At 26.8% G+C, this 26,699-nt stretch carries 17 protein-coding genes; 3 read left to right on the plus strand and 14 right to left on the minus strand.

Features of this window, described 5'->3' with window-relative positions:
• Window positions 1–47: 47 nt before the first annotated feature.
• The 3 genes from TVTCOM_RS17030 to TVTCOM_RS17040 form a co-directional block, all read right to left on the minus strand.
• Entirely contained in the window at window positions 48–1,061 is a 1,014-nt protein-coding gene (locus TVTCOM_RS17030; RefSeq protein WP_434797447.1) for a nucleoid-associated protein, read from the minus strand.
• Between the two features lie 23 nt (window positions 1,062–1,084).
• Window positions 1,085–1,990: an RluA family pseudouridine synthase gene (locus tag TVTCOM_RS17035; RefSeq protein WP_434797448.1), complete on the minus strand. Its 906-nt coding sequence runs from the start codon at window positions 1,988–1,990 to the stop codon at window positions 1,085–1,087.
• 115 nt (window positions 1,991–2,105) lie between these two features.
• On the minus strand, window positions 2,106–2,603 hold the full coding sequence (locus TVTCOM_RS17040; RefSeq protein WP_434797449.1) for a YbaK/EbsC family protein: 498 nt from the start codon (window positions 2,601–2,603) through the stop codon (window positions 2,106–2,108).
• A 229-nt stretch (window positions 2,604–2,832) separates the two neighbouring features.
• On the opposite strand from TVTCOM_RS17040, the gene TVTCOM_RS17045 reads away from it, so the two are divergent.
• Window positions 2,833–3,633 (plus strand): NAD(+)/NADH kinase, encoded by an 801-nt coding sequence (locus tag TVTCOM_RS17045; protein ID WP_434797450.1) that lies wholly within the window; start codon window positions 2,833–2,835, stop codon window positions 3,631–3,633.
• Between the two features lie 18 nt (window positions 3,634–3,651).
• Complete coding sequence (yfcE, locus tag TVTCOM_RS17050) at window positions 3,652–4,236, plus strand: phosphodiesterase (protein WP_434797451.1); 585 nt, start codon at window positions 3,652–3,654, stop codon at window positions 4,234–4,236.
• A gap of 29 nt (window positions 4,237–4,265) precedes the next feature.
• Here the strand turns inward: yfcE and ytvI are convergent, their stop codons facing one another.
• The 11 genes from ytvI to TVTCOM_RS17105 all read right to left on the minus strand — a co-directional run bounded on the left by ytvI (window position 4,266) and on the right by TVTCOM_RS17105 (window position 26,037).
• Window positions 4,266–5,327 (minus strand): sporulation integral membrane protein YtvI, encoded by a 1,062-nt coding sequence (gene ytvI / locus TVTCOM_RS17055; protein WP_434797452.1) that lies wholly within the window; start codon window positions 5,325–5,327, stop codon window positions 4,266–4,268.
• A 113-nt stretch (window positions 5,328–5,440) separates the two neighbouring features.
• Window positions 5,441–6,673: an HlyC/CorC family transporter gene (locus TVTCOM_RS17060; RefSeq protein ID WP_434797453.1), complete on the minus strand. Its 1,233-nt coding sequence runs from the start codon at window positions 6,671–6,673 to the stop codon at window positions 5,441–5,443.
• 538 nt (window positions 6,674–7,211) lie between these two features.
• Window positions 7,212–10,742, minus strand: a complete 3,531-nt coding sequence (locus tag TVTCOM_RS17065) for an AAA family ATPase (protein WP_434797454.1) — start codon at window positions 10,740–10,742, stop codon at window positions 7,212–7,214.
• Window positions 10,729–11,940: an exonuclease SbcCD subunit D gene (locus tag TVTCOM_RS17070; protein WP_434797455.1), complete on the minus strand. Its 1,212-nt coding sequence runs from the start codon at window positions 11,938–11,940 to the stop codon at window positions 10,729–10,731. The genes TVTCOM_RS17065 and TVTCOM_RS17070 overlap by 14 nt, the downstream gene beginning before the upstream one ends.
• A gap of 18 nt (window positions 11,941–11,958) precedes the next feature.
• The gene (addA, locus tag TVTCOM_RS17075) at window positions 11,959–15,744 is read right to left on the minus strand and encodes a helicase-exonuclease AddAB subunit AddA (protein WP_434797456.1); all 3,786 of its coding nucleotides are present in this window, start codon (window positions 15,742–15,744) and stop codon (window positions 11,959–11,961) included.
• On the minus strand, window positions 15,744–19,205 hold the full coding sequence (gene addB, locus TVTCOM_RS17080; RefSeq protein WP_434797457.1) for a helicase-exonuclease AddAB subunit AddB: 3,462 nt from the start codon (window positions 19,203–19,205) through the stop codon (window positions 15,744–15,746). Before addB ends, addA begins: the two co-directional genes overlap by 1 nt.
• Window positions 19,195–19,947 (minus strand): PD-(D/E)XK nuclease family protein, encoded by a 753-nt coding sequence (locus TVTCOM_RS17085; RefSeq protein WP_434797458.1) that lies wholly within the window; start codon window positions 19,945–19,947, stop codon window positions 19,195–19,197. Before TVTCOM_RS17085 ends, addB begins: the two co-directional genes overlap by 11 nt.
• 4 nt (window positions 19,948–19,951) lie before the next feature.
• Complete coding sequence (locus TVTCOM_RS17090) at window positions 19,952–22,147, minus strand: ATP-dependent helicase (RefSeq protein ID WP_434797459.1); 2,196 nt, start codon at window positions 22,145–22,147, stop codon at window positions 19,952–19,954.
• Entirely contained in the window at window positions 22,140–24,029 is a 1,890-nt protein-coding gene (locus tag TVTCOM_RS17095; RefSeq protein WP_434797460.1) for a hypothetical protein, read from the minus strand. Before TVTCOM_RS17095 ends, TVTCOM_RS17090 begins: the two co-directional genes overlap by 8 nt.
• Before the next feature lie 228 nt (window positions 24,030–24,257).
• On the minus strand, window positions 24,258–25,229 hold the full coding sequence (locus TVTCOM_RS17100) for a dipeptidase (protein ID WP_434797461.1): 972 nt from the start codon (window positions 25,227–25,229) through the stop codon (window positions 24,258–24,260).
• Between the two features lie 34 nt (window positions 25,230–25,263).
• Entirely contained in the window at window positions 25,264–26,037 is a 774-nt protein-coding gene (locus tag TVTCOM_RS17105) for a serine hydrolase (RefSeq protein WP_434797462.1), read from the minus strand.
• Between the two features lie 128 nt (window positions 26,038–26,165).
• Here TVTCOM_RS17105 and TVTCOM_RS17110 point away from each other — a divergent pair, with 128 nt between their 5' ends.
• Window positions 26,166–26,639 carry a pyridoxamine 5'-phosphate oxidase family protein gene (locus tag TVTCOM_RS17110; RefSeq protein ID WP_434797463.1) on the plus strand — a complete coding sequence of 158 codons (474 nt, stop codon included), beginning with the start codon at window positions 26,166–26,168 and terminating at the stop codon, window positions 26,637–26,639.
• Window positions 26,640–26,699 lie beyond the last annotated feature (60 nt).

Genomic DNA, 26,699 nt, shown 5'->3' on the forward strand with positions numbered 1-26,699 from the left:
ATTCAAAGTTAGTTTTTATAAATTTAAAAACTAATATTAGGATTTTATTATTTTTCTTCATAGAAACTTACATTTTTTATTATTATATCAACTGTACCATCTTCATTTTGTCTAACACTATATTTCATAGGATCTTCAAAATCCACAAGATTTCCTTTTATATCAAATCCATTATCTGTTTTTATACTTCTTTTCTTAAGTTTTTTCTCAACCCACTTTTTGTCTATATTAAAGTTAGTTTCAATTCCTCTGTCTACCATTAACTCTTTGAAACTTTCCTTTAAGTTGTCATCATCTATTGATTTTTCCACAAATTTTTCTATATCTACTTCTTCTTTTTCTTTTAGAGTATAGTTTAATAGACTTCTAACATCTTCTGCTTTTTTAATATTATTACCCATGGCATTTGTTATCCAGTTGTCTGCAGTAGTTTTAAAAGTTTTTGTATTAAATTTATCATCTGTAACTTTTTCAGCATTTAAAAACTCAGTTATAAATCTTGATTTTTTCTCTGGATCTTCTTCTTTTTCTGAATCTTTATCTAATAATCTTAAATGGAATTCATCATTTATTCCATTAATACCAACTAGTGCACATTGCTTTTGTCTTCCTGTATCTGGAATCCCTATTTCATTACTTACTATTTGTATGTTGAATTTTTCATCTAATAATTCTATAGAGTGAGTGTATAGTTTCTTATAATCTAATTTTACTATTCCTACATATTTCTCATCTTTCACGCTATATAAGCACATTGCTAAGTCACATGAGTCTATATCTTCATATTTCTTCATTATATCAAATAAGAATGAAGCTATTTCTTTTGAGTTGTGAACGAAAGTATCATCATCATAGATTATTTGCTCACAACAATTTTTTATTATATTTTCATTGTAATCTTTAAATACTGCTTTTCTTAAATCGTCATCCTTTGCTGCTCTATTAATTATTTTTTCGAAAAACTTATCTACCTCTATATTATTTTTTCCTTCAAAATCGTTTAATATTGGACCTTCACTATTTCTATCAAGAACATGAATAATATACTTATGTATAACCATATCTAATAACCTCCATGAATTTTTTATTTTAATTTTTCTATTAATTCTTCCATATCTTTTGGAAGTGGTGCCTTAAACTCTAAATCTTCTCTAGTTCTTGGTTGTTTAAACTTTAAACTAAAAGCATGTAAAGCTTGTCTATTAATTAAATTTTCATCCACATGTCCATATAATTCATCACCTATAATTCCGTGACCTATATGATTTAAGTGAACTCGTATTTGATGTGTTCTTCCCGTTTCTAGTTTTAGTTTTAAAACTGTAGCATCTTTTAATCTTTGTACTACCTCAAAATGTGTTACTGACCTCTGCCCATCTTCATGAACTATCCTCTTTATACTATCATCCGTAGATCTATGTATTGGCTCATTTATAGTTCCAAAATCTTCTTTAACCACACCTTTTACTACAGCTATATACATTTTCTCAACTTTGTCCTCTTTCATATCTGATGATAAAACAAATTGAGCATAAGGATTTTTCGCCACAATAACTAAGCCTGATGTGTTCATATCAAGTCTGTTTACAAATCTTATTTTTACCTTTTCATCTTTTTCAACAACATAATGTGTAACACCATTGGCAATAGTATTTTCAAAGTGGCTCTTTGTTGGATGAACTACCATAAATGGTGGTTTATTTACCATAATTATATCAAAATCATCATATAAAATAGGTAACTTTAAATCTTGAGGCTTAAAATCTGCCATATCTTCATCAATTTTAACTTCAATTAAATCACCTTTGTTTATTTTATCTGCTGGTCTAATATATTTATTATTTACTTTTACAGTTTTATATCTTTTCATTTTTGACAAAGATCTTACTGAAAAGTTTAGCTTATCTAATAATACTTCTTTTAAAGTTAAATTTTCATCTTCATTTATATATGAAATAATATTATATTTTTGATCTTCTTTTCTAAACATATGCTCACCTACTTTTACTTAATATTATTTATCTTACCATAATTTCATATATTTATATAAGTAAAAGAAAAAAATCACACCATAATTTGTGTGATTTTATAATATTTAATAAAATTTATTTTACTTCTTCCATTTCTTCATATCCTTTGCAAACATCTATCCATCTGTCTGCATGAGAAAATCTTTCTAACTCATTACAAGTTAATTCTATAGACGAATTACTACTTCCTGCTGCTGGAAAAATTGTATCGAATCTCTTCATAGAAACATCTAAGTATACTTTTACTTGATTATTTTTAATGGCAAAGGGGCATACACCGCCTATACCATGACCTATGTATTCTAATACTTCCTCTGGTGTCAACATTTTAGCTTTATGTCCAAATTCGCTTTTAAATTTTTTATTGTCAATTTTAGCATCACCAGCTGTTACAATTAGTATGGCATTGTCACCTTCTTTATTTTTGAAGGAAAGTGTCTTTGCAATTCTAGCAGGAATAACTCCCACTGCCTCTGCTGCCAATTCAACTGTAGCTGAAGATTGGTCATGCTCCATAATATCATTATCTTTATTGTGCTCTTTAAAAAATTGTCTAACTTTTTCTACTGACATAATTTTACACCTCCGTTTACAACATTTCCCTATAATTATTCCCAAAATAAGTATATCATATAAAATTATTTAAAGAAGAAAATTCACTGTTTTTAAAATTATTAAAATAAATAGAGGTTTTTATCTCTTTTTGTATAAATATTTACATTACAACATGTTTTTATAACAAAGGATATTTCCTAAATTTACATATATTTGATATAATACAACTTATAAATGAGGTGAAAAAATGGGGAGAATTGTGACAATAAATTCTAATAAAGTACAAAAATCTCTTGATACTAGAGATATTTTACATAAAAAATTAATTGAAGTTGGATTTGATGTTGACTATGAATATAATCCTAAAGCAGAATTAATAATATCTATAGGTGGAGATGGTTGTTTTTTACAAACTATTCGAGATTATAATCTTCCAAGCATACCTGTTGTAGGAATTAATACTGGTCATTTAGGTTTTTTTCCAGATATATTGCCAAAGGATATAGATAGTTTTATTCAGTCTTATTTGCAAGAAGATTATGTAACTCAAGAGCTACCTCTTCTTCAAACTAAAGTTACTACTCGTGATGGTTGTTGTAATATTTTCGGTATAAATGAAGCTGTTGTTAAGGGGGATAAATCTAGAGCCATTCATCTAAAATTATATATAAACAACAAGAGTGTACAGAACTTTAGTGGAGATGGTTTAATAATATCAACATCTGCTGGTTCTACTGCTTATAATTATGCCGTAGGTGGTAGTATTGTTGACACCAGTTTAAACGTTATTCAAGTTGCACCCATATCCCCAATAAACACAAATGCTTATCGATGTTTCACGTCAAGCATAATATGTTCACATGATTCTGTTGTAAATGTCTCTCCGGAATGTGAATTTGAAAATTCTACCCTAGTCGTGGTGGATGGTTTAGAGTATAATTTTAAAGAAATAGATAATATAAGTCTTTCCATATCAGATAGAAAAATCAAACTCCTTAGAACATCAAATTATGAGTTTTGGAGTAGGGTGTGTGAGAAATTCTTATAAATTATAGGAGGAAAGAATATGAAAATTGGAGTACTTAGTGACACTCATGGAAGTTTACCTTACTTAGAAAAAGCGTTAGATACATTATCCGACTGTGATATATTACTTCACCTTGGGGATGTATTATACCATGGACCTAGAAATGATCTTCCTGAAGGATATAATCCAAAAGCTGTAATAGAAATAGTAAATAAATTGGATAATATTACAATAGCTAGAGGTAACTGCGATGCTGATGTGGATCAAATGGTTATAAATCATCCAATTGAATCTCCTTTTGTACATAAAAAAATAGATAACATTAGTGTACTTATGGATCACGGGTATCAATCATCAAGAGATGATATAATAAAAAAAGCTAGAGAGCTAGGTGTAGATATACTTATTCAAGGTCATACTCATGTAAAGGAATTATCTGTAGATAGAGATATCATAATTCTAAATCCAGGTAGCACTGCTATCCCAAAAGATGGTACTCATTCTGTGGCAACAATAGAAATATTAAATGATGACAACATGGAAGATGAATTTGAATTAGAGATTAATCTAATAGATATAAATACAAAATCAATAATTGAAATCCATAATTGTGATTGCGAATAAAAAAGGCTAACTTTACAGTTAGCCTTTTTTTATAGTATATCTACTTTTTCTAATATATCATGCATAACTAATAATCCTAAGCAGAAGATTATTCCTAATATTCCTGCCACTTGTATACCCACAAATATTGCTATTATTGTAAGCAATGGACTTATTCCAACATTTACAGATACTAACTTTGGCTCTAATATTTGTCTAAGTATTGATAACGCTATAAATACTATTGATATTCCTATAGAAATAAAATAGTTTTCTATAACAAAGTAATAAATTATAACTGGAACAAATATTACAATTATACCTAAGAAAGGTATTAAGTCTAGTAAGGCTCCTATTACAGCTAAAGGTAATCCATAAGGAACCTTAAAAATTGAAAAACTTATCCATATAACTAAAAATGTAATGCTCATTAAAATTGTATATGCTTTTATATATCCTTTTATTGAACACATTATTTCATTTTTTACTCTACGTACTTTTATTTTTGTATCATCTGTAAAAATATTTAGAAAAGCATTTTCTATTTTATCAAAATCCTTAGCTATAAAATATGTAGACATAAATAATGTTATTATTATAAGTACTACTGTTGGCAACGATGTTGCTAAATCTATTATCTTAGCTAACATTGCCTTAGCTATATCAGCAAGATTCTCGCCATAATTAGCTATTAACCCTTGAATATCTAAATTATTAGTAGATATTCCTTGGAAATAGTCAACGTATTTATCTAGATTATTTACAAAATCATTTATCATAGTTCCAAAATATGAATAACTATTGCTATCTATATTATTCAAAAATGAAATTAGTTGCTGACTTCCTTTTACTAATAAAAATGAAGCTAAAAATATAACTAAACCAACACCTAATAAACTTAAAAATAAAGTTGATATTCCTTTATTTATTTTAAATTTTCTTTTTAATTTTTCAGATATGGGATTTATAATAACTGCCAATAAACCTGCTATAAAAAACGGGGCTATATATCCAAAGGTTTTTACAATTAATAAAAATAGTAGTGAATATATAACGAAAAATACGGCATTGTTTTTTAACTTATGTAAAAAGGATCTATTCAACACAGACATACACATCATTCCCTTCTATATCTTTGATTATATGCTCAATATAATTTTAATATACAAAAACTCATATTGTTCAAAATATAAATAAAACACTGTTTAGAACAGTGCTTTATTTGTTATATCATTATTCTGATTTTCTTTATTCTATTTTTATCTACTGACTCTATATTAAATTTAACATGATCCACTTCTATAACTTCATTTTCCTCTGGTATGTGTTTGATATATCCTATGATATATCCACCTATAGAGTCAAATTCATCTGATTCTAAGTTAATATTTAAGATTTCGTTTACATCACTAATTTTAGTACTTCCTTCAACAAGGTATTCACTAGAACTAATTACTTGGATTTCATCTTCTTCTTCATCGTATTCATCTTCAATGTCACCAACTATAACTTCTACTAAGTCTTCTATTGTTATTAAACCTGCTGTACCACCGTACTCATCTACTACAATGGCCATTTGGCTTTTATCTTTTTTCATTTCCTCAAGAAGTTGCGTAATTTTCTTGAATTCATAAGTAAAGAAAGGATCTCTAACATATTCTTTTATATCAAAATTATCTATTTCATCATCGTTTAAGAATATTACATCTTTTATATTTAATATGCCTATAATATCATCAATTGTTTCTTCATATACAGGCATCCTACTTATTTTTTCTGTTTTAAATAATTCTATTATTTCTTTATAGCTATCTTCTGTATCAATAGCTACAATATCAAGTCTTTGAACCATAGCTTCTTTTGCCTGCATATCACCAAATTCAAAAACATTATTGATTATTTCTCTTTCTTCTATTTCTAATAAGCCTTCTTCATGACTTACATTTACCATAGTTTTTAACTCTTCTTCTGTAATAAATGGTCTTACACCATGATCATCTACACCAAGAAGTTTAAATATTATCTTTGTAATAACATTAAAAATTGCCACCACTGGTTTTAATATTATCATAAAAAATTTAATTGGTTTAGCCACCATTAATGCTACTTTTTCAGGAGTATTAGCTGATACAGTTTTTGGTGTTATCTCTCCAAAAACTAATACTAATACAGTCATCAAAGCTGTAGCTATAGCCACACCTTGTGCTCCCCATATAGTTATAAATAATGAAGTAGATATAGATGTTGCTGCTATGTTAACTATGTTATTTCCTATTAATATGGATGTAAGCAATCTATTTGAATCTTCTATTAAAGAACCTACTAATTTTGCGCCTCTAATTCCATCTTCCTTCATATGTCTTATTTTAATTCTGCTAAGTGACATTAATGCTGTCTCAGATGCAGAGAAAAATGCTGACCCTATTAACAAAATTACTAATAAAATTATTTGAAACAAACTACCGGTCGAACTATCCAACCTTTACCACGCTCCTACTTGTATATTTTTATATTACTTAGTATTATAGCATAATTTAACATTATTTTAAATTAATAAATTTTATTACAGAGCCATCGTAAATATTATATCCATTTTGTCCCTTATTAATTTAAACTTGCAATAAATATCTTCTATTAATTATAGATAATAAAAATCCTTCAAATAAAATATCATGAAAAAAAAAGTTTTTTTTATCATTTTGTGTCATTTTATGAATATTTACATATATTAAAATTAAGAAAGGCTAATACAGAGTCTTTCTTATAACAATAATATTTTGTTGTTACTCCTTTGTTGATATTTATTTCTGAGCTTCGTAAAAAATGTATAAGATTCTAAAAAACGGAAAGAATTATATATGAGAGCGGAAATTATATATCTCTCCCCCTAATAAGTATATATTTTTTAAGGCATCTACTATTCCCCCAGTAGGTGCCTCTTTTTCTTTACTATGAAAAAACCGACCCTTTAGGGCCGGCTTTTAAAGAAAATAATTTTAACTATATTCTATTTTTACTGTAGATCCTCTACCCACATCACATGAACTTACTAAAAGTTTTACTGGAACTCTGTTTTTTAATTCCTCCACATGTGAAATTATACCTATGCTTAGTTCATCATTATGAAGATTTTCTAAAGACTCCATAACTACATCCAGTAATTCTGTATCTAAAGATCCAAAACCTTCATCTAAGAAGAAGAACTCTAAAGGACTACTTCCTTTTAATTGTATCTGAGATGATAATGCCAGTGCTAAAGACAATGACGTTAAGAATGTTTCTCCTCCTGATAGTGAATCAACACTTCTTCTTTGTCCACCATTCATATTATCTCTCATTATGAAGTTCAGATTTTCATCTATTTCTAGTGCATATCTACCTCTGGTTATAGAACCTAATCTTTTTGATGCTTCTAATGCAATATATTTAAGTTGATTTGTGGCCACATATTCTACAAACTTATTACCCATTATTAATTTATTTATCTCATCTAATAAAGATAATTCATGTTCAACTTTTTTAACTTCTTTAGTTAATTCTTTTATTGATAATAAAGATTTTTCAATATTTTTAAGCTCATTTTCCTTTGAACCAATATTTTTTCTTAAATTAGCTATCTCATTTTTTAATGAATTAATTGAAATATGAAGATTTTCAAACTCTTCTGTTTTTATACTTCTTCCATTTAACTTTTTATTCAAATCAGATATTTTTACTATTAAGTATTTCGTCTCTTCATCAAAATATTCTATTTCACCTTTGTATTTATCTTTTTCTTCTTTTGGTAAAATAGATTTTTCCACAGAATTAACGCAGTCAAATTTATTATCTATTAATAATGTTGTCAATGTTTGATTTTTATTTTCTAATTGTTTTTTTGCTTGAGATAATACACCATCTTTGCTGCTTTTTAATTTAGAATTTTCATCAAAATCATGCTTTTTACTAGTTAACTCTTCATATAATTCTTTTTCACTATTTGTAATTCTATCAATATTATCTATAGTAGATTGTAATAGCTTTGCTGGTGAAACACCCTTGGCAATTTTATTTAACTCATCTTCCTTATTTTTTACTTCTTTATATTTAGTGTCTCTAAATTGAATCAAGTTAGAAAGTTTCTTGTCAATTTCATTAAATAAACTATCTTTATCTTTAAGTTCATTATCTAAAGTTTCTTTTTCTTTATTTAAAATTGACATTTCCTTATTTAGTTTTTCAACTTTTTTTTCATTTTCACCAATTTCTTTTACCCTTGATACTAAATCATTCACTTTAACTTTAGATTTTAATGCTAAATATTCTAAATTAAGATTGTCATACTTTTTATTTAAGTTGTCTATTTTTTCTTTTAATTCAGTACTTAATTTTTTATCTAAATTTAAATTTTCTTTTATTTTTACTTCTTCTTTTTCCACATCATATTTTGAATCTTTTATTTTATATATTTCTTCTATTGTCTTATTCCTATCATCTTCCCAAGATAATACTTTTTCTTCTAGTATTTTTAATTCTTTTTGTTTTATGTCTATTTCTTTTTCCAGTGATGATGAATTATAATTACCTAGCTTACTTTCTAACTCACTTAAAGTTTTTCTTTTTATATTTTCAAAAGAGTTAATTTCTGTATTTTTTAAAGTTAATTCATCACAATTTATTTTTTCTTTATTGTATTCATTTTCAAGTTTTTTAATTTTTTCTTCAATTAGTTTGGCTTCTTCAAAATTGGCACTGATATAAATTTTTTCATGATGAGTAGACCCACAAACAGGGCAAGGCTCATTTTCTTTTAATCCTTCTCTTAAATAAGCTGCCATATTTTTATATATTAGACTTTCTTGTTCCTCTTTTAAATCATCTATAACTTTATTTATCCTTTGTAATTTTTCGCTACACTCATTTAAATATCTTTGGTTTTCAAATTTTATTTTTTCATTTTTATTTAAATCATCTTTTATAGAATTAATTTGTTTTTCATAATCCTTTGTATTTTCCAATCTTGATTTTAAATTATGTAAATACTCTTTTTCACTTAATATTATCTTGTTATCTCCAGGACAACTTCTATTTAAAGTTTCCTGATGATCTAAAAGTTTTTTTAATTTTTCATTTACTAATGATTTATTTTTTTCCACATCAATATTTTTAAATTTTAAATCTTCTATTCTCTTACTTACGTCTTTTAATAATTTATTATTTTCTTCCTTTTCAACACTTAACTTTTTCAATTCTTCTTCTTTATTATAAGCTTCAAATATATTGTCTTTTAGCTCCGTACTTATATTTAACGATTCAATATTTCTATTATTCTCTTGAATTTTTTTATATTTAATATCAACTTGATTTTGTAAATCAATTATTAATTTTTGTAAATCTTCTTTTTCCTTAGTATCTATATCAATTTCTTTTTTTAGCTCTTTAATGGAAGTATTTAAAACTTCTATTTTTTCTTCTAAATCTATTCCTCTTTGAAGTTTACTTTTTTCTTCAATTAATAACGGTATTTTTTCATTTTTTGCTTTCTTTGCTTCTTCATATCGTATGGATAGTAAATCTATTTCTTTTTTAAGATTAATTATAATTCCTTCTAATTTTTCCACTTCATTAGAGTTTTCATATATATCTTTTTCTAATACTTTTATGTCGTTTATATGAGGGATAATAGTTTCTCCTCTTTCACTTCTTTCAATTTCTTCTCTTTTTATATTTATTTCTTTTTCTTTCAAATCTATTTGTGATTTTCTATCTATATATTTTTGTAGAGAGTTTTGGTCTTCAAATATCACTTTATTTTCTTCAAATTCTTTTTCAGCTTTTGATAAGTCTTCATTTTTAATTTTTTCTAGATTTTTAGCTTGAATAAGTTCTTCTCTAATTTTCTCGTATAACTCTTCTGTCATTCCTTCATGTTGACTAAGCTTGCCATTTAAGGTAGTTAAATTTTCTTTCGCTGCATTTCTTCTCATCTTAACCTTAGTTGAAAGTTTTTCACCGTATTTTTCAAGATTAAATATTCTCTCCAGCATTTTTCTTCTATCTCTATCTTGTAATTTTAGAAACTCGCTAAACTTACCTTGAGGTAAAACTACAGATCTTGTAAAGTCATCCGAAGTTAATCCTATAATATCTTGAATTTTGTTTTTTACTTCTCCAACTTTATCAGCAAGTACATTTATGTCCCCATTGTCTTTTATTTCGCCTAAAAGTACTCTGGAAGTTTTAGTTCCTCCTGTTGGTGTATTTTTTATAGTTCTCTCAACAAAATATCTTTTTCTATTGTTTCTGCTTCCTATTTCAAATTCATACTTTACAATTGCCTTATCACTACTGGAGTTTATATAGTCAGTAGTATCTCTAGAAATATCTCCATATAAAGCTATTGTTATGGCATCTAATATGGTAGATTTACCACTTCCTGTATTACCAAAAATGCCAAATAATCCTCTTGATATTAGCTTTTCAAAATCTATAGTTTGCTTATCAGTATAACTATTTAACCCCATTAGTTCTAATTTAATTGGTTTCATCGTCTTCACCCTCTTCGCTTACTATGTTTAAAAATAAATCCATAAGCTCTCCCCTTGGCTCACATTTTTCTTTGAATTTATAAAAATCACTAAATAATTGAGCCATGGATTTTTCCTTCAAGTCGATTTCTTCTGCCTCATATTCAGAAGTAATAATTGGTTTTATCTCAATAATATCTCTTAGATAGGATTTCATTTTCTTTATATTTTCCTGACTTATGACTTCATCTGTTTTTATCTCAAAGTAAGTCCATATATCTCTATCTTTATTTTCTTCACATACTTTTAAAGCTTCTTCTATTCCATCGCATTTGAAAACCTCAATAGGTTTATAATTATTAAAGTATATAGTTTCAATTATAGGTTCTTCTTTTGCATGTATTTCTACTATATTTGCTCCCTTAGCATAAATCCTCTCTTTTACACTGTATTGTAGTGGTGATCCTGAATAATAAACATTTAATCTTTCAGATGCTTTTTGTGGCTTATGTAAATGTCCTAAAGCTGTGTACTGAGCTTTTTGTGGTAAATCATGCTTATCAACTACAAGACTACCTCCTAGTTGTATCTGTCTTTCTGAATCAGATGGATCTCCTCCACATACAAATAAATGAGATACTGCTATATTGATGCTCTCTTCTTCAAAGTTTTCTTCTAAATTTCTGAAGATATCACCTATTTTGTTAGAGTAAGTTCTTTGTAGTTCCTCTTCACTCTCCACATCTTTAATTGCATCATTTAATCTTTTTTCGCTTGGATAAGGTAATGTAATTACAGTTACTTTCTCTCCCTTAATGTTTAATTTTAAACATCCCTCACTGGCTTTCACTATTTCATAACCTTTATATGTTTCCTCAGTTGCACTACTTAATGGATATCCTAAAATTATAATTCCTTGCTCTTTTGCAAGAGGTGATACAGCAGATAATCTTTCTGGATTATCATGATTACCTGCTATAATTAGCACACATCTATTTCCATCATCTGCTAATCTACTAACAGTTTTATAAAATAAAGTTTCTGCACCAGCTGGAGGATTCGAAGTATCATACACATCTCCAGCAATAATAACCATATCTATGTTGTTTTCTTCAACAATTTTTATAAAATCATTGCAAAACTTTTCTTGTTCCTCTAATCTTGAATGGCCTTCTAGATTTTTACCTATATGCCAATCTGATGTATGAATAAATTTCATGGCTCCTCCTTTAATTTTTTATAATTTAACTTCTTCATCTATATTAAATAGATATAAATACTTTTCTTTAACATTTTTACCCGTAAGCTTATTCAAAGCTTCTGCATATAAGTCTAACTGCTTTTCATATCTATTTATTACCTCTTGTTTATTATCTTCATCTATATAGTCTGTTTTATAGTCTACTATTACTATTTCATCATCTTCTTCAAAGTATAAGTCGATGATACCTCTAAGCATTAGACTCTCCTCTTCATAGGTTTCCCTATTATTTTGAATATCTTCATTATTTAGATAAATATCGTTCATTTTTATCTGAGAATAAATACTTTGCTCTCTTTTAATAAAATGTGATGCTAATGCTCTTTTCCCTATATTAGACTTGAAAAATTTATATATTTTAAAAGGATTAATAACTAGTGATTGTTTTTCACTTATTATTTCTCTTTTAATTAAATCTTTAATTTGAACTTTTATTTCATCTATTGTATTTATTTTATTTAAATCAAGAACTTCCATAACTAAATGGACTATTGTACCTCTTTCCTGTGGGCTTATTTTGTTTTTTGCTTCACTTTCTTGGATAAATAATGGTCTTTTTAAGGTTATTTTTTCTTCATACAAAGGTTTTGAGTAATCTTCTTCATGAATACTTTGCATTTTTTTGATTTCTGATACAGATATACTGGCAGAAACTTTAACGCTCTCTTTGTAAGGATATGAGTAATTTAACTTTTCACTTATTTCTTCCTTATGATTTGTTTCAATACTTTTTTCTTCCATTTCTTTTAGTAAAGTTTCAATATTAGTTTCTTCTTCTTTTTCTTCAACTATTACATCTTCTCTTTCCCAAGTGTCTAAAGACCACTTAGATTCATGATTAGATTGTGATAAAGTTTCTATATCATAAGCTTTTCTTATTTCCTTAAAGTCCTTATGTTTTAATACAGAAGGCATAATCCAATCTAGGTAATTTCTAGCTTTTAGTACATCATACTGAGAAACTGGATTATTACCATCTAAGTTTTTACCCCACTTATTTAGTGTTCCAGGTATATCTTTTACTGCCCCAGTTAATATAAGTTTCTCTTTTGCTCTTGTTAAAGCAACATATAAAATCCTCATTTCTTCTGAAAGATTTTCCAAATTCATCTTATATTTTAAAGCTTCTTTTGCAATACTTGGATAAGAAATACGTCTATCTATATCTACAAGCTGTGGTCCAAAACCTAGTTCATAATGATATAACATATCCTTTTTAAAATCCATAGTATTAAAGTTTTTGCTCATGGCGCAGCAGAACACTATTGGGAACTCTAGCCCTTTACTTTTATGTATAGACATTATTCTTACAACATTGGCATTTTCTCCAAGAGTTTTAGCACTTCCCATGTCTGAGTTGGATTTTTTTATTTTATCTATAAAGTTTATAAAGTTGAAGATTCCCTTAAAACTTGTTTCTTCAAACTGTTTTGCTCTTTCAAATAAAATCTTTAAGTTAGCTTGTCTTTGACTTCCACTTGGAAGTGCTCCCACATAAGCATAATATCCACTTTTCATGTATAAATGCCATAAAAACTCATCCGTACTCATATATAAAGATTTTTCTTTATATTCTTTTAATTCTCTTAAAAAACTTCTACATTTTTCTCTTATTTCCTTCTTTCCATCATCTTCACTTTCACTAATTAATCTTATACATTCGTAAAGATTTGTATTGTTATTTTCCAATCTAATATCTATAAAATCTTCTGGTGTAAATGAAGTACAAGGAAGTATGGGTGATTTTAAAACAGATAGTAAAGGAATATCTTGCATCGGATTATCTATTATTCTTAAAAATGACATGACTGTCTTAATCTCTATAGTATCAAAATATCCCATTCCTGTATCTGCATAAGTTGGTATTCCCATATTTATTAATTCATCAGCAAATACAGGGGCCCATGCAGATGTGGCTCTAAGCAAAATCACTATATCTTTAAAATCTACAACTCTATAATCATCCAGCTTTTTATCATATACTTTATGTATATTTCCTTCTTCATCTGGTGCCATTAAATTTTTTATTATTTTTCCAACCATACGTGCTTCCAATTGTATATTGTCTAACTCCTCTTCTGGTTGTTCTTCTTCATCTTGAGTTTCTTCAATAGTTTTTTGAGCTTTTTCCATTAGATGAATTTCTGTAGGTCCTCCCACAATTACTTTTTCTTCTAAATTTTCTTTAAAAGAAGCCCCTAAGTTTAATGCCTCAGCTTCTGTATATTCAATTTCACCTATGTTTTTACTCATAATATTTTCAAAAACATAGTTACAACTATCTATAACTTCTTTTCTACTTCTGAAGTTTTTATAAAGCATTATTTTTCTATTTTTTTCACCTTTTTGCGTACCATAAGTAGCGTACTTGTCTAAGAAAATTTCTGGCTTAGCTTGCCTAAATCTATAAATACTTTGCTTAACATCTCCAACCATAAATCTATTTGGAGTTTCAATTTTTGCTATAGTTGAAAGTAAAACTTCTTGTACAAAGTTTGAATCTTGGTACTCATCTATGAATATTTCATAAAACTTATCTCTGTACTCTAAAGCTATATCACTTCCCATAGCTTTGCCTTGTTGGTCTTCTAAAAAATCTCCATTTTCATCTTTTTTTATTAATATATCTAAGGCAAAATGTTCAATATCATTAAAATCGATTATTCCTTTTTCTCTTTTTCTTTCACTATATAGCTCAATAAATCTTTTAAGTATTTTACTTAAAGAGTTTACTATAGGATATAACATTTCTATTTCTTTGTTTAAAGCAGAAATATTTTTATTAAATGTGGAGCTTTGTATAGATTCTAAAGATTTTTTTGCATCATCTCTAATTTTTTTAGCTTTATCTTTAGCATCTTTTATATACTCCTCTGCTCCCTTGGGAATTCTTTTTACTCCTTTTGCATAGTTTTCAAATTCCAAAGAAATAGCTGCTCTATATGCTTCTTCCCAATCTTTATCACAACTATCCAGTAATCTTTTTATCATGTTATACTCTATTTTTAATTTATCGGTAAAAGTTTCTAATTCTTCAATTCCTTCCACCATTTCTAGCGCTTTATCAAAGTTTTTAACTATACCGTTAACTTGAATTTTTATAGTATCTAAAATAATTTTTGCCCATTTTGATGTGGAAAAATCAAAATCATCATCTACATTAAAATCATTTACACTGTCTTCTAACCATTTCATTGGATAAGGTGAAGACATTACAAAAGAGTAAATGCTAAGTACCATTTGTTGTAAATTAGTATCTCCTCTTTTTTCACTGTAGCTTTCAACTAATTTATAAAAATCATCTTCTTTTTCTTCATAAAATTCTTCAAAAATTTCTTCTATTGTTTCTAACTTTAAAATAGTACACTCTGTTTCGTCACCTATTCTAAAATTAGGATCTAAGTCAATTTTATGGAAGTTTGATTTAATAACCTCTAAACAGAAGGAGTGTATTGTAGTTATACTAGCTTTATTTAAAAGCACTAACTGATTTTGTAAATGACTATCTTCTGGATTTTTCTCCAATGCCTTACCTATGGCATCTCCAATTCTCTCTCTCATTTCCGCTGCTGCTGAATTGGTGAAGGTAACTACTAGTAAACTGTCTATATCTACAGGTTTTTCTTTACTTGTTATTATTTGTATTATTCTTTCAACTAATACTGCTGTTTTTCCCGAACCAGCAGCTGCTGCTACCAATAGATTACAATCTCTACTATCTATTACTGCTTGTTGTTCATCAGTCCATTTTGGTGAGCTCACTATTTTTCAACCTCCTTCTCCATTAGTTTGATAACTTCTTCATCGCTTTTATCGTTAAGTATGGTATACATATTTCCTTTTATTGAAGGATCAAATTGGCAGATTGATGAATAAGTACAGAAATCACAAGATGTTCCATTTTTATTTTTACATGGAATTATACTTATATCTCCTCCTACCATTCTTTCACAAAGTTCTTTTACTTCATATTTTACGTATTCTCTTAATATATCAAATTCTGGCTCTGTAACACCTTTAGTATATCTACCTATATTTCCATTTTTGTCAAAGTTGGCTGGTATAACTAAAGAAGTTTTTCTCTCTCCTTCTTTAAGAGACATATCCATTTCACCGATTATGTCCACGTCTTTTAATACAAGTCCATTCATTCTAAGTTTCTTTAATATTTCTTCATTTATTACAGCATCTTTTTGATCTTCGTTGCTTCTTACAATAGGGTTATCTATTCTGTTGTAAAGAATAGCTGCTGGTTTTAAGTTCGATTTTTTATGTCTATCGCTGTCTATAATTGCGTCTAAATAAACTAATAACTGCAATTGTAATCCATAATAAACTTCTGTTAAGTTGATAGATTTATCTCCTGATTTATAGTCTATAATACGTATATATTTACTGTCCTCTTTCTCCAACTCATCTATTCTATCTATTTGACCAACTAAGGTTACTTCCTGACCATCATTTAATACTATTTTTATAGGTGGATATTTACCATTTTTTCTAAAGCTAACTTCATAGTCAACAGGTTCAAAGTTTCCTTGTTTTATTTGCATTGAAATAATACTAATTGCTGAAACTAGCATTTTTTTCAATCTATATGCCAAATACTTGTATCTTTCAGAAGAATTCAAGATAAATCCAGGTATTTTACTTACCATTTCATCTACAATAAGAGATACTCTGCTTCTAATATAGTCTTCATCTATCTCATGCCAGTTTAGCTTATCTTTATTTAAGGATTTGGAGAAAATATCAAGTATATTATGTATAAAGGAACCTAAATCTGGTGCTGTGAAAGAATACTCTTTTCTTTCCTGTGCTTTTAGTCCATATTGAATAAAATATGAAAATGGACACTGAGCATATCTTTCTAGCTTGGAAATACTTAAGTTTTTATTTTCATATAATTGCTTAATTTTTTCTCTTTCTACTTTTTCTACTTGGTTAGTATAACTTAATCCCCTTACTACTTTCTCCAACTTATTTTTATATTCTTCATCACTTAGGAAATATCTATATAAATCTAAATAAACTTCATTAATATTTCCTCTAATTTCAAATTCTTTAATAGCATTAATTAGTTCATTAAAAGTAGGTGCTTTTACTGTTATATTGTCTAAAGCTGTATCTGTAGAGTTATCCAAATCTTTTAGCACATAACTTTTTATGTTAATATTAGGGAATATCTTTTTTAGTCTAGATACAATTATAGAAGGTCTTAAAGTCTTTCCTTCATGATCTGATATGGGATAGCTTATTGTTAAGTTTTCACTTGTATAAGTTAATGCCTTATAAACTAAAAACTGTTCTTCATAAGTTTTTGTCTTACTATCTATATCTACTTCTATACCTTTTTCACCTAAAGAATTTCTGTCTTTATCACTTAAAAGGCCGCTTTCCTTTGAAATCAGTGGGAATATACCATCAGTAGTTCCTATTAAATAAAGGTGTTTTGTGTTGGAGTTTTTCATTCTGTCTACAGAACTTACTAAAACTTGATCCATACTTGGAGGCACAAGTCCCAGCTCATACTCGTCAAATCCTAAACTTATTACCTTCATAAATTTATCTAAAGATATTTTTTCATCCCCCATCAACTCCACCATTTGATCAAATATATCTACTACTATCTGCCAAACTTGTGAGTATTCTTTAGCAATTTCCAAATCACCTTTTTCATTGAAGTTATTAATTAAAGATTCTAAAGTTTCTTCTATATTAATATCCAATAAAAATTCATACACATAAGTACAAATTTCCCTTACAGTTTTATTTTTCTTATTAAGTTTATTTTGCAATTTTATAATTGGCTCTAATATTTGATTTCTAGTTTCATTGATTCTTTCTTTTTGTTCCAAATCAAATTCGCTTTCTTCTGCCAAATAATTTTGATTAACTTTGTACTCCCATTTTTCTTCAAACCACTTCTTACCTGTAATTCCATTTTGTAGTACATAGTTTTCAAGTAAGCTTATGTCTTCATCATTTACACCTATAAGTCCACTTTTCAAATATCTAAACATTGTCTCATAAGAATATCTTCTGTTTCTCATTTCTAGTGCAGAAAGAATTAAAACTATAATAGGATTGCTTTTGGCTTCTCTCTTAGAGTCTATAAAGTTTGGAATTTCATATTCTTTAAAAATTGAGCGCACTAAGAAATCATATCTATTTAAATCCCTTGTGGCCACAGTTATATCCTTATATCTAGCTTTTTTCTCTCTAACTAAATGAACTATATCCTTTGCCGCTTGCTCCACTTCATCATATAAGTTATTAAATTCCTTAATTTTTATATGTTTCGTTTCCTTTTCATATTTTCTATAAGGATATGCATGATAAAAAGCCTCTAAATGTTGTAATTCTTCATTTCCATTAAATCTTTTTACATTTTCAGCATTTAAGTTTATATTAGTATGGATTTTTACTCCTTCTTCTGCTGCAATTTTATATAGCTTTTCATAAGTATATTTAGTTCTTGAAAAAGCATCATTTTTTGAATATGTAAATTGAGTTAAAGAATCTATAGTTAATGAAATATAAACTTCTTTAGCTTGTTTTAATAATTCTTTTAAAATACTGTACTGATTTGGTGTAAAACCAGTAAATTCATCTATATAAATATAAGCATCTTTAAAATAATCACATTGTTGTAATTTTTCACCTAAAGATGTTAACAAATCTTGAGAATCTACGTAATTTTCATGAAGATTTTTTTCAAATTCCCCATAAATTTTGGCAATATCCATTAATTTATATCTTAAAGTTTCATTTTCTATTTCTCCTGCTATATTTTCTAACATATCTGGTGATACATTATACTGTTTTAATTCTGATATCATATCTGTTATAGAACCTACAAAACCAGATTGTGTAGAAGATCTTCCATAGACTTTAAGCTCATTACTAATTTTATCTATTGATTTATATATAATCATAGCCTTTCCACTGGAGTTTATATTAACATCAGTAAGTCCTCCCACCTTTGAAAATACGATACTACTCATGGTTTTAAAACTTAGCACTCTACTTCTTAAATATTTGTCCTTTTCTTCTCCTTGGAAAAGTTTAGACATATTTTTTTCCATCTCAAATGAGTATTGCTCCGGAACTAAAAGAATTACAGGACTAGTTTCGTTGTCTTGTACTCTTTTTTTTATTTCATTTAGCATAAAGGTTGTTTTTCCTATTCCACCTTTACCTAATACAAACCTAAGACCCATAAATGTCTTCCTCCAAAATTTCATAATTTACAGTTTCACTGTTACAAAGCTTATTAAACTCACAGTATTTACAGTGACTTGTATTTTTATTTATACTGTTTTCATTATTAAAATCTGCATTTTCTATATTATCAATAATATTTAAAATCTTCATTTTGTTTTCTTCATGAAGTTTTTCATTATAATTTATAGTCACTGGTTTGTTTTCTAGTGCTGGCTGATAATAATTCATACTTATATTTTCAATTTTATAATTTGAATAAAAGTTTTTTCTTATTACTTCTTCAGCTAAAAACATATAAACCACACTTTGTATTCTATTAAGTGCATTTTTATATGTAATTTCCTGATTTTCAGTTTTCCAATCCCAAAGACTTATTTTATCCTTTTCTATTATTACTAAGTCAATCTTTGCCACAATTTTTTGTCCATTTAAATTTATTTCATATTCTGGCAAATATATATTGTCCTCTTCAATTGGCAACAAATCTTTTATTTTACTTATCCATTTATTAAAATTTTTATCTTCACATTTTCCTAGGGGAATATTGGAGAAGTATCTTTCACACAATAAGTGAAAATCTCTTCCATATTTTAAGCTGTCATAATATTCCCTACTACCTAAATCATCATGTTTCCAATTTATATTATCTATATATTTATATTTAAACTTAAAAGGACATGATTTATAAGTATTTAGAGAGTTTTGACTATATGTAAAATATTTTAATTTCTCATTCATTTAATCATTCTCCTTTCTTATCTATAATACTTTTTAGTATATTCAAATACATAGATGGATTTTGTTTTTTCTTGTCTGTAGAAGAATTTTTTGCACTGGCAGACAAAATCAGCATCTCTTTTGCTCTTGTTATTCCCACATATAAAAGTCTTATTTTTTCTTTTATAAGACTTTCTTTAATTTCTTTTGAATAATTTTTAGTTACTTCACCATTTAAGATAAAATCTATTTCTGCTTTTATATTTGCTTCTGGATTTTTGTATTTTTCTTTTAGATACCATTTATCACATTGAAATTTTTGATAAATATTGTCCGGGAAATTAAATTCCGTCATTCCCAATAAAAATACACAATCCCACTCTAATCCCTTTGATTTATGATAATTACACACAGTTATACTTCCAGGTAATGGTTCATATCCATTGATTTCACTAACAACTTCTATTATATAACTAAAAACTCTATTTTTCCTGTCGCTTAGTAAGTTATATATTTGTTGTAGGTTTATACTGTTGTTTTCTGCTAATAAATATTTAACATAAAAGGCCAAATAGTCTACTATTGCTCTTTCTTCTTTTTCAATTGTCATACTGTCTCCAATGAAAAGAATCAGCTTGTCTATTCTAGTTAAAGGATATTCTATAATATTTTTCAAATTTTGTATTCCATATAAAAAACTTTGGTATAAATCACTATCCGTATCTATTATTATATCTTTTGAACATTCATGATCATATACTAGATTTTCCACAGTTAAATGTTCTTCTCTTAATAATTGTACAAAATCTTTTTTTCCTTCTTTGTTATCTGTTTTTATATAAACTTTATCTAATACTTCTATTAATTTTTCTTTGTCGTCACAATTGAGTATAAAATCTATTATTAACGCAATATTATCTATGACTCTTCTTTTTCTAAGAGAATTAGGTCCTAGCTCTTCAAATTCTAAATCTTCTTTTATAAGTTCTTTTGCAACTAAATTGATATGGTCATTGTATGGTACTAATATACCTATACTTTTATCTGAGTATTTTTTATTAATATTTCTCACAAATTTTACTGTTTGTTCTATTTCCTTGTCAAAGGTTTCATAATATTTATAGCTAATTTGATATTTATCGGGCTGAGGATTTTCTTTGTATCCTCTATTTGTAGGAACTGTTTTAATATCCATATCTTCCAAAGCATCCTTACACTCTGGCTGTAAATTTTGAGTTACATATCTTACTAATTCATTGGCAAGACTTATTACATCTTTTGAGCTTCTATTGGACATATCCATCCTATAACAACAGTCACTGTTTTCTATAAAATCTTTGAAAAACTTTGGATCTGATGAAGAAAAAGTTCCTGTTATACTTTGATTTATATCCCCAACTCTTACAAGATTACTATGCTCTTCACAAATAAGCCCTATTATCTTTCCTTGAATTTCATTTGAATCTTGACACTCATCTTCAAATACATATTGATATTTATTTTGATATTTTCTTTTTAAATCTTCATCAATACTTAAGGCTTTATATGCCAAAATCAACATATCATCATAATCCAATAATCCATTGGATTTTAATTTTTTTTCATACTCAGTATAGATAGGAAGAATTATTTTTAAAATACCTCTGCGATTTTCTTTCATATATTCATTTAGTTTTTGTGGCGTAATATCTTTGTATTTAAGTTCACTTATGGTATTTTGAACTAAATCATAAAACCCCTTATCCCAAGCCTCTAACTGTCTATCTGCCCACGTTGGATCTTTTTGCTCTTTCACAAAAAATCTAAATGCTTTTTCTCCCCCATTTAACTTAAAATTATTAATACAATCGCTAAGAATTATAGTTTTTTGTAAATCATCTGCTATGTTAAAATCTTCATTTAACATAACTATTTCCGGCTTTTCTTTTATAATTTTCACAGCCAAAGAATGTATGGTCATTACTTCATAAGAGTTTTTATCCTCTATATTTTTTTCTTCTAGAATTTTCTTTATCCTAACTTTAAAGTTGTTTACCGCGCTATTCATATAAGTTAAGATAAGTACCTTTCCTTTACCCTGTCTATTTTCTTCCAAAAGTTTTGCTACTAAATTTGTAACTATAAAAGTTTTACCAGCCCCTGGCACTGCAGGAACTGCCATTTTCCCACCTTCATACTGAATTATAGGAAGCTGGTCCTCTCTGTAATTTATACTACTCATTAGTTATTTCTCCTTTATTCAAAAGCTTTAATAAAAGGCCATATAGCATGCTTTCCTGCATAAATCCATTTACACTATACTCACTTTTAAAAGCATATATTTTCTCGCTATTTAATAATAAGTTGTAGATTAAATTATATAGATAATATTTTTTATTTCTATCTTCCATTTCATCACTATAAATTTCTTTTTCATGAAAAGATTTTCTAAGAACTAATGGATTTGCAATATCTTTTTCTATTTTCATATTCCAAGCATTACTTCCCACATCTATCCATAATTGTATTTTTCTATTTATGTTTGAACTTATATATGTATACGGTGTTGTAATAATTACTTTGTCACTATTTTTCATATCTTCAATATCTGCAGAGACATAGTAATCATTTATATTATCTTTTAAGCACTTTACAAACACTTCATATTTTTCTTCTATATTTAATTCTTCTAGTATTTCACTAAAAATATCACCTTGTTTTATAATATCCTTGCAAAATTCCACATTTTTCTTACCATCTTTAAGATGAAGCATTTTTTCTATATAAAATTGTAATAAAAACTCACTTATCCTCAAATTATCTTTTTCTTTGTTTTTAATATATTCAATTAAGTTTTTATATTCTTCATTTTCATGTCTTTTGTTAAACATTTTGATAGCTTTTATCTTATTTATATCAAATAAGACTTCTATGAAATTTATATATTCTTCTTCTTTTATTAAATATTGTAAATTGTAGAAAATACAAGTAGCCACAACTAAAGCATTGGCATAAGGATGATCAATAATTTTATTATCTAGTTTGGTGTTAGCTACTTTTATCTTGTTAGCTTTTAATTTATTACATATTTTGTAATCTAAAATAGAGTTATTTATAGGTGAAATTATAACAATATCTCTTAAATTTTTACCTTCCTTCATTAATTGTAAAAGTTTTTCTGTCACACCTTCTATCATTTCATCATATAAATGATACCCATCTTCCAGTTTTATACTTTGATTTTCTTTATACAAAGATTTAATACGTATTGTTTCTAAATCATAAGATTCTTTTTGAAAATGCTCTTTTACTATATTTTCTTCTATATAGGCTATATCCACATTTTTAAATGAAGAATAGTCTTTACTTTTATCATAAAAAATATATCCACACTCTACCTCATTTAAAATTTCTCCAATTAAATTACATTCACTAACACTGGCATTTTCCAAACTGTCTACAATTAAATATCTATATTCTTTTTTCAATCTTTTTCTATAATCTTCATTGTTTAATAAATAGTTGTTGTATAAATATACAGCTATAGAATTATCAATTATCCCATTAGATAATAAAGTTTCCACATAAAAATCTATAACTTCTTGCATCTGAGTATATGAATATCTATTTAAATCATTTCTATTTTTCTTAGAATTATATATTTTTTCTCCTATATTATTAATATCTATATTATTAAAACAGCTTTTGTTTAAATTATCTAATATATTTCTACATATACTTTTATTTGTACCCACTATATCATCAAAATAATTTTCTTCTTCTCTTGTCTTATTTATATATTTAATAATCATATATTCACTTAAGCTTTGAGAAATAAAAGAAGGGCTTATTTTATTTACTTTTATTTTTTCACAATTATTTTCTATAATAGGCCAATATTTTATCAACTCACTTTGAACAAAGTGACTGTATGTTCTAATTTTTAATTCCTCACTATGAGGAAAATTTATCTCTCTCATATAACTTAATTTAGTAATTCCATTTGGTACTAAAAAAAGTATATCTTTTGATCTATATTTATTTTCTTTTATTATGTTTTCATATATGTTAATTATCTTTTCTTTCTTCTTATTTAAGTCAACTTCTTGGAATAAATATTTCATTTAATCACCTTTTCCTAAAAATTTCATTTTTATCTATCTATAATTATATAATATTTTCTATTTTTTTACTCAATTTGACTAAGTAAATTTACATGCATAACAAAAATTTCAGTCCTTCATGTCTCAAATAAGTCCTACTGTCGATAAATTTAAAAAGTCTATGTTCTAATATATTAATTAAAACATAGACTTTTTCTGTTACACACTTTGTTTACTCTAGCCATCTCGTTATAGCAATGCTTTAAATAATCTTAGAGCATTTTTATAAAATACCTTCTCTATATCTTCTTCTTTGAAACCTGAATTCTTCATTTTATCATAAATTAACTGCATCTTTGATGCATTTTCAAATTCTAAAGGACAATCTATCCCATCAAAATCACTACCAATTCCCACACAGTCTATCCCACCAATGTTAGAGATATATTTAATATGATTAATAATATCTTCAATCTTGCTAATATCACTAGATTTATAATTATTATTTAAAAAAGAAGAATAGAAATTGACACCTATAAGCCCTCCTCTTTCTCCAATTTTTTTTATCATGTCATCAGTCAAATTTCTTTGATGAGAGCATATATTTCTAGCATTGGAATGGCTAGCAATAAAAGGCTTGCTGGTATTATTATAAACATCATAAATTCCATCATCTGATAAATGAGAAACATCTATAATCATTCCTAAACTCTCCATCTCATTAATAAATTCAAATCCTTTTTCTTTAAGACCTTTTCTTTCATTTTTTTCTTCATTATAAAAATGGCCATTTGGGTAAGCCAATTCATTTTCATAATTCCATGTTAAGGTCATCATTCTTACACCTAGTCTATAAAAATTTCTAAGCAATGATAAATTACCCTTACAAACTCCACCTTCTTCTATGGATAATAATGCTGACATCTTATTGTTTTCAATATTACTTAATATATCTTTATAAGTATAAGCTATTCCAATATCATCTTTATTTTTTTCAACTTCATCATAAAGTAAATCTATATAACTAAGACAAGATTCTAAAGGCCTATTGTTACTTCCCAAGTCTACATAGGATGCAAATACTTGAATCATATAATCACTTTTCTTCATTTTTTCTATATCTAAGTGTAATCTATTTTGTTTTAAATTTATATTTTCTCCACTTTCTCTAATATCATATAATTGTGATATGGTATCACAATGAAAATCAACTATCTTCACTTATTTCCTCCTAAAAAACATATCTTTATATTTATTATTCTTGAACTATTTTGTTATATAAATCATAAGTAATATCCTGTATAAGTCTTTCATACTCAGGAACATTCACATTGTTCCCACAAAAACATACTATGAATGGCTCCTTAGCAAACACTATTCCTACATCATGAGTAATATTAGTATCTTCTCCTGTTTTATGTGCAATATCAATTTTAGGTTTAAGACTATGTAAGAAGAAAGGCATTTTTCCATTCAACCTTTGATTTTTTAAAATGCTTATCATTTCTTCACTAGCTTTTTCATCAATTAACTCTTTATTATACATTTTTTGTAATAAATATCCCACATCACTTGCACTTATATAGTTTTCTAATCCTAATGCTGCCTTTTCAGTATCAAACATTTTACGATTAAGAACTGTATTTTTTAGTCCTATTTCTTTTATGGTTTTATTAATACTATCAATGCCTAATTTATCAATTAACATATTTGTAGCATAATTATCACTAAGAATTATCATAAGCACATACAAATCTTCCAAAGTTACCTTTAAATCTTCTCTCATATAATTTAATGCTCCACAAGAGGGTACCTTATCTCTTTCACAAGTTATAAAAAATTCTTCTTTTTTAATCTTACCTTCTTTTATTTGTTTAAAAGCTTCTACTAAAACTGTAAGTTTTATAACGCTGGCTGCCAACATAATTTTCTCTTCATTATATCCAATAGTATTATTTGTTGTTAAGTTTTTATAATAAAAAGATACATCACCCTGTATGTTTTTTAATTTGCTAATTATCTTCTCCATCATAACACCCCCTATTTAATTATATCATTAATATCATTCTACTCCATATAACACCATAAGCGCACTATCATTAAATCAATTATGATATAATTTAATTACCATATTTTAAAAATATTTAAGGAGGATTTATGTTTAAAGATATTAAAAAGAAAAAAAGAGAGTTGAGTAAGGAAAATACAGTAGAAGTATTAAAAAATGGAAGAGAAGGAATATTATCAACTATAAGTGAAAATGGATATCCTTATGGTATTGCTGTAAATTACGTTTATCATAATAATTGTATATATTTCCACTGTTCTAATAGCGGTCATAAATTAGAAAATATAGCTAAAAATAATAAAGTTTCTTTCTTTGTAAATTCTGATATAACAATTCTTCCAAAGGATTTTACTACTCATTACAAAAGTGCAGTAATATTTGGACATGCCTCTATAGTTAATGATAAAGAAAAAAGAGATGCAATCATTGCAATAGGAGAAAAATATTCTCATCCCCATATGGAGGAAGGTTTAAAATACATAGATAAAGCACTCAATGCTTTTACTGTAGTAAAAATAGAAATTGATCATATAACTGGTAAATATAGCGATGGAACTAATTAAATAAAAAATAGACTAAAATTCCTAACACTCATGGAACTTTAGTCTATTTCTTTTTTGATT

Origin of the sequence: Terrisporobacter vanillatitrophus (assembly GCF_051148895.1) — a bacterium.
Lineage (GTDB): Bacteria > Bacillota > Clostridia > Peptostreptococcales > Peptostreptococcaceae > Terrisporobacter > Terrisporobacter vanillatitrophus.